Annotated in this window: 7 protein-coding genes; 2 read left to right on the top strand and 5 right to left on the bottom strand. The window is 68.9% G+C overall.

Annotated elements, in window-relative coordinates; genetic code table 11:
* On the top strand, nt 1-1,311 hold a 1,311-nt coding region (locus ACWEPL_RS64905; RefSeq protein ID WP_452442984.1), incomplete at its 5' end, for a hypothetical protein.
* A 366-nt stretch (nt 1,312-1,677) separates the two neighbouring features.
* On the opposite strand, the gene ACWEPL_RS64900 is transcribed toward ACWEPL_RS64905, so the two are convergent.
* Nucleotides 1,678-2,229: a hypothetical protein gene (locus ACWEPL_RS64900; RefSeq protein WP_452442982.1), complete on the bottom strand. Its 552-nt coding sequence runs from the start codon at nt 2,227-2,229 to the stop codon at nt 1,678-1,680.
* A 121-nt stretch (nt 2,230-2,350) separates the two neighbouring features.
* Between ACWEPL_RS64900 and ACWEPL_RS64895 the strand changes: the two genes are divergently transcribed.
* Entirely contained in the window at nt 2,351-2,545 is a 195-nt protein-coding gene (locus ACWEPL_RS64895; RefSeq protein WP_452442981.1) for a hypothetical protein, read from the top strand.
* 44 nt (nt 2,546-2,589) lie between these two features.
* Here ACWEPL_RS64895 and ACWEPL_RS64890 read toward each other — a convergent pair whose 3' ends face one another.
* From ACWEPL_RS64890 to ACWEPL_RS64875, 4 genes are all read right to left on the bottom strand, one after another.
* Nucleotides 2,590-3,192, bottom strand: coding sequence for a hypothetical protein (locus ACWEPL_RS64890; RefSeq protein WP_452442979.1), 603 nt, complete (start codon nt 3,190-3,192; stop codon nt 2,590-2,592).
* Between the two features lie 51 nt (nt 3,193-3,243).
* Nucleotides 3,244-4,074, bottom strand: coding sequence for an LVIVD repeat-containing protein (locus ACWEPL_RS64885; protein ID WP_452442977.1), 831 nt, complete (start codon nt 4,072-4,074; stop codon nt 3,244-3,246).
* Between the two features lie 93 nt (nt 4,075-4,167).
* Nucleotides 4,168-4,608, bottom strand: a complete 441-nt coding sequence (locus ACWEPL_RS64880; RefSeq protein WP_452442975.1) for a hypothetical protein — start codon at nt 4,606-4,608, stop codon at nt 4,168-4,170.
* Between the two features lie 183 nt (nt 4,609-4,791).
* A partial coding sequence (locus ACWEPL_RS64875; RefSeq protein ID WP_452442973.1) for a hypothetical protein occupies nt 4,792-4,986 on the bottom strand: 195 nt, incomplete at its 5' end.

The following is a 4,986-nucleotide window of genomic DNA, read 5'->3' as shown; positions in this document are numbered from 1 at the left end:
CTGGCGCTGCCGGGTCTGCTGTACGGCGGCGTCGCCCTGACCAACCCGCTCGGCTGGGTGGAGGTCTCCGAGACGAACGTGACCGAGGGATGGACGCGCGGGTCGAGGGGCTCGGGCGGCACCGGCGGTCCCTCGCTGTCCGCCGTCGACCTGCGTGCCGTGTATCCCGGCACGGACCGGCCGCTGACCATGGTCATGGACAGCGTGTACAGCTCGACCAGGCTGCTCACCTGCGTGGACGCCTCCTGCCGGGACACTTCGTTCGCGTGGGCCCGTCAGGAGCGCACCGAGACGGGACCCGTCGGTGCCAGCGCCCGGCTGGCCGACGGCCGCCTGGTTCTGACCACCTGGAACGCGGACCCCCAGGTCCGGGGCCGCCTGGGGAACGCCGTCCGGCTCGGCCTGCTGATCTGCGACGGCAAAGGGTGCGTGTCCCCGGCGGAGGGCAAACCGCTGTCCGAGCCCACTTTTGACCCGGAAGGCAGCTCCGTGGCGCTCGCGGTACGCCCGAACGGCGGCCTGGTCGTCGTGGAGACGCGTCAGAACGAGCGACCGGCGGGCCAACCCCCGTCCGAGCCCAGGTCGGACACGGTCTCCTTCACCTTCTGCGACGATCCGGCCTGTTCCCGGCCCGAGCGGAAGATGTCCGCCGAACTGGAGCCGGCCTTCGGTACCAGCAATGAGCGCAGCCTGGCGGTGGCGGTCGGCGCGGACGACCGTCCGGTGGCCGCGCGGCTCAACTCCAGGAACGGCACCCTGTCCGTGATCACCTGCACCGACGCGGCCTGCACGACGCCGCGCGTGACGGCGGCTCAGGACGGCCAGGGCACGGAACCTTCGTACCGGAGCCGCGTGCGCGGGGGTGTGTCCATGGCCATGCGTGCCGACGGGCGCCCGGCCATCGTCCACCGCGACATGCGGGACGGCTCGGTCGAACTGCTCGACTGCCGTGACCGTGGCTGCGCCCAGATCGACCCGGTCGCGCTGGCGGGCCCGTCCCACGCCAACACGCTTCCCGCCGTGGTGACGGACGCGGCCGGGCGGGCGCTGGTGGCCTACCAGGACCCCGCCGCACACCAGATCATGCTGGCTGCCTGCTCGGGCGGCCGGTGCGAGAGCGCCGTCGTGGGCAGGATCCGGTACGGCCCCGGCGCTGGCATGGCCATGACCCTGGACGGCCAGGGCCGGCCGGTGATCGCCTGGATGGACGACAACGGGCTGCGCTATGGCAGTGAATGGGCCCTCAAGGTCACTACGGTACTCAACGCCGGGAACCTCACCGGGCCGCGGCCGGAAACCCTCGGACCGTAGCCACGGCGCGCAGTACCGTGGCTAACGCCTGGCGAGCGGCGGAGAAGACCGGGGCGACCGGTCCGACCTCGTAGGCGAGCACCACGACCCAGGCCGATCACGGAGATCCAGCGTGGCCAGGATGCACCCGATGTGGGGAGGCAGACCAAGTAAGCCGGAAAGGGCTGATAGGGCTGGTCAGGAGGCCGTTATCGACGAGGCCGAATGCTGGCCTGGTCGGACAGCGCACCCTCTGATCCAGCGGCCCACCCGTGTGCCGCTGGCGTGATGACGAGCCAGTACGGCGCTCTTGAACGCGAGCACGTCGGCGAAGTCCATTCATCCCGCGCATGCCCGACCCGCTCGAACAGCTCGGCCTGCTGCTGCTCACCGTTGCCAAACCCCGAACGTGGTCGAGGTGGAACACGGTCGGGATGTCGCACACGTGCCAGCCGGGTTCGGGTTTACGTCAGATCCCGTGCCGGTCCAGCTGCAGCCCTCTGCTGGGATCTGACTTGCGTAGAAGGCAGTGAGGCCGTCCTTCGAGCTAGGCGGCTCGGCGGTACTCGTTGATCGCTCCTCCGAGGTATCTGTGATGTCGGTCATGGCTCTGACGTACTCCTCGGCCAGCCCTTCGATGCGGGGGACGAGCTTGTCCAGGGCACGCGGGCCGAAGGCGTGGGAGACCGCGCGGCGCAGGCGGATGTGAGCTTCGCCGTCCTGGAAGAGCGTGTCGTTGCCGGTGGTGTCGGCGCCGGGCGGCGCGACACCGACACGGCGGTCTGACAGCACCATCGCCGCGGCCTGGTACGAGGTGATCAGCCATACCTCCTGCCCGTCGGGAGTGAGCACCCTGGCCACGGGAGAGGTGGCGCGCAGGCGTGCGTAGGCAGGTGGCGGTTCCAACGGGTGGGGCCGGTCGAACGGTATGGCGTCCATGCCATCATTGAAAACGTTGACGCCGCGACAAGATCAACGGTCGCATTGCGACGTCACCCGGGACGGCACGCTCGCGGTGGTCGACACGACCGGACCTGTGGACCGCCCGGCAAGAGCTGGGATGGCGCCGACGGATCGCCGACGTGCTGCTGGTGGACCTGGTGGAGGGCGGCACGACGCCGCCCGCCCGCACACCCGTGCGACCCGCCACCCCGCCCACCCCCACCCGGTCTTCGCACCGGACGGCTCAGCCGTGCTGTTCAACGATCTCGGTGAGGGCGGCACCCTCTCCATCACCCGCGTCGACCTCCCGTGACACACGCCTTCCGGACACCGCCACGGCCTGCGAGGGCTTCCTCCTCAATGGCGACCGCCCGCCCTCGCACACGCCTGAGCTGCTCTGGTTGCCGAGCGCCTCGTCGTTGCGTCTCGCGCGGCGATCGTGGCTTCTGCGCGAGGAGTCGCAGCCGCACTGACCAGGCGGCGTACAAGGACACGCCAGTTGACCGGCCTATCCGCTGCCGCCTTCTGAGCTGACAGAAATCGATCATGAATGGTGAGCCCGGCAGATCCCCGGACGGCCTGGAGCTCGGCGTGCCGGACATATCCCGCCGCCAGCTTCTCTCCCTGCTCCCCGCTGCCGGTAATCGTCTTCTCCGGCACTGGCAGCCGTTGGAGCGCGCCCGTTTTGAGCTGGGCGCGTAGATCGTCCAGGAACCCGGCAACGCCAACTGCCTCTTCGACGTCGGCGGCCGTCACACCATCCACGCCCGGCGCGTTGGCGCCCTGGTTGCCCGCGACCCGGTCGAACGCCACCAGCAGCGTCGCCGGGTCATGCACGAGATTGTGAAGTCGGCCGGGAGCGCCTTGCCGTGTTTCCATTGGTGGGTTGCTCGGGACCGCCTCCGGCTGCGGCGTGATCGGGTGGCGGTCAAAGCCGGGCTTCTGCACGGCCGAGGTCATCAGCAGTGCGAGCGTTACTCCGGCGCAGGGCCTGGACGGCTCGGTGCTCCGTCAGCCGGTGTAGCGCAGGATATGGACGCCCTGGTTCTTGTCGGAGATGTAGATGTAGCCACGCCGGTCCACCACGACGTCCTCCGTCTGCGCCACGAGCCGGTCTTCGGGCATCGGGCCGTACCTGCGGGTGGGGTCCGATGGCACGAAGTAGCCCACCTCGCGGGGCAGTCGGGTATTGGACACGTCGTAGACCCGTAGCCCGGCGTTGAAGTGCGCGATGTAGAAGAGGTCGCCTTGGCGCTGCACGTCGGGATGGTGCTGGTGGTGGTTGATGTTGTGCGGGCCGCTCCAGCCGCCCCTGCTCGAGAAGTCCGGGTACGGTGCTCCCGGCGGCGGCTCGGGCGTGGGGAACAGGGACAACAGCCACGGGCGCGCCGGGTCGGAGATGTCCACGATCGAAGCGTGCGGAGCGGCTCCCTTTCCGTAGGAGACGTCCTCGGAGTTGGCGAACGCTATCTTCCTGTCGGGGACCGGCAACACGCCGTGCACGCCGAAACGGGAGTGGAAGGGCGGGCTGAAGTTCAGGCCGCCGACGGGTACGGGCGTGGTCACGTCGGAGATGTCCAGCACGATGAGCCCGGCCGCGCCGTAGGGCAGGTAGGCCAGGTCGCCGACGACGTACGGAGGGCCGTGCAGGGACACGTCGGCGCTGTTGGCGCAGCAGAAGCCGTGCGTGTGCGGCCGTTCGGCAGGCGGCGGCACCTGCTCGCCGTCACGCTGGCCCGGCACCCACCAGCGGCTCACTTCCCTGGGCCGGGCCGGGTCCTCGATGTCGACGATGGTGTAGATGTTGCCCCGGAATCCCGGCGCCCCCGCCGCCACGTGCACGTAGCGGCCGCCAGGGTAGAGGTTGCGGTGCGTGCCGGTTCCACCGGTCCGGTAGTGGCCGAGCCGGCGCGGGCGTACGGGATCCTTGATGTCTCAGATGTAGATCCCCTCCTCGAAGCCGGCCGCGGGATCGCCGCCGAAGTTGGAGAAGATCTGCTCCAGCGCCGTCACCATGATGTCGCCGTGCACATCGACCTGCAGTGTCCAGGTGTCCTTCGGCCCTGGCACGAACGCCACCACCTCCGGCCGCCGCGGGTCGGTGACGTCCACGACGCTCCAGCCCGAGTCCCAGAAGTGGCCGGTGTAGAGGAACCACCGGTTGCCCACACGGCGGATCGCCATCTTGAAGGCCGGTCTGTGGTCCATGTCGGTGTATCCGACGAGCTCGACGTTGCGGGCGTACTGGCCTCCCGGACCTGCCTGCGGGGCGTCCGGTCGGGCAGGTGTGGCGACTGCCTGGGTCGCCGCCAGCGCGGAGGCCGCCGTAAGCGAGGTGCGCAACGCTTGCCGCCGTGACGGGTGCTGGACGTTCACATCTCTCCTCACGTAGGTGATCAAGATCACGACCAGCCAAGCGGATCACCCGTAAAAAAGGACGAAAGATCATCTTTACCTGCCCAATACACGATTCGGTCGGACGTGGAGCGTGCCTGTGAGTGCCGGAAACTTGGCCAGCGCTGTTGACCAGCGGTTTGGCACTCGAGCGTGCGCTCGGCATCATCGTCGTTCATGGCGTTGCGGCTCCTGTATCTGATCTTCCTTCGGCTCGCGGGCTGGCTGGCGCTCCTGGCCCCGGTCGGAGACATCGAAGGATGTCGAGATTCGTGTGCCACGAACGCTGTTGGAGGTTGCGATGTAGGAGGTCGTGCTTTCTGAAGGCGGTGCTGTGCTGGTGATGGAGGTTGGCCCTCC

This window comes from Nonomuraea sp. NPDC004186 (genome assembly GCF_053603495.1).
Note: the sequence above shows the minus strand (reverse complement) of the source record. Positions and strands in the feature narration are given on the sequence as shown.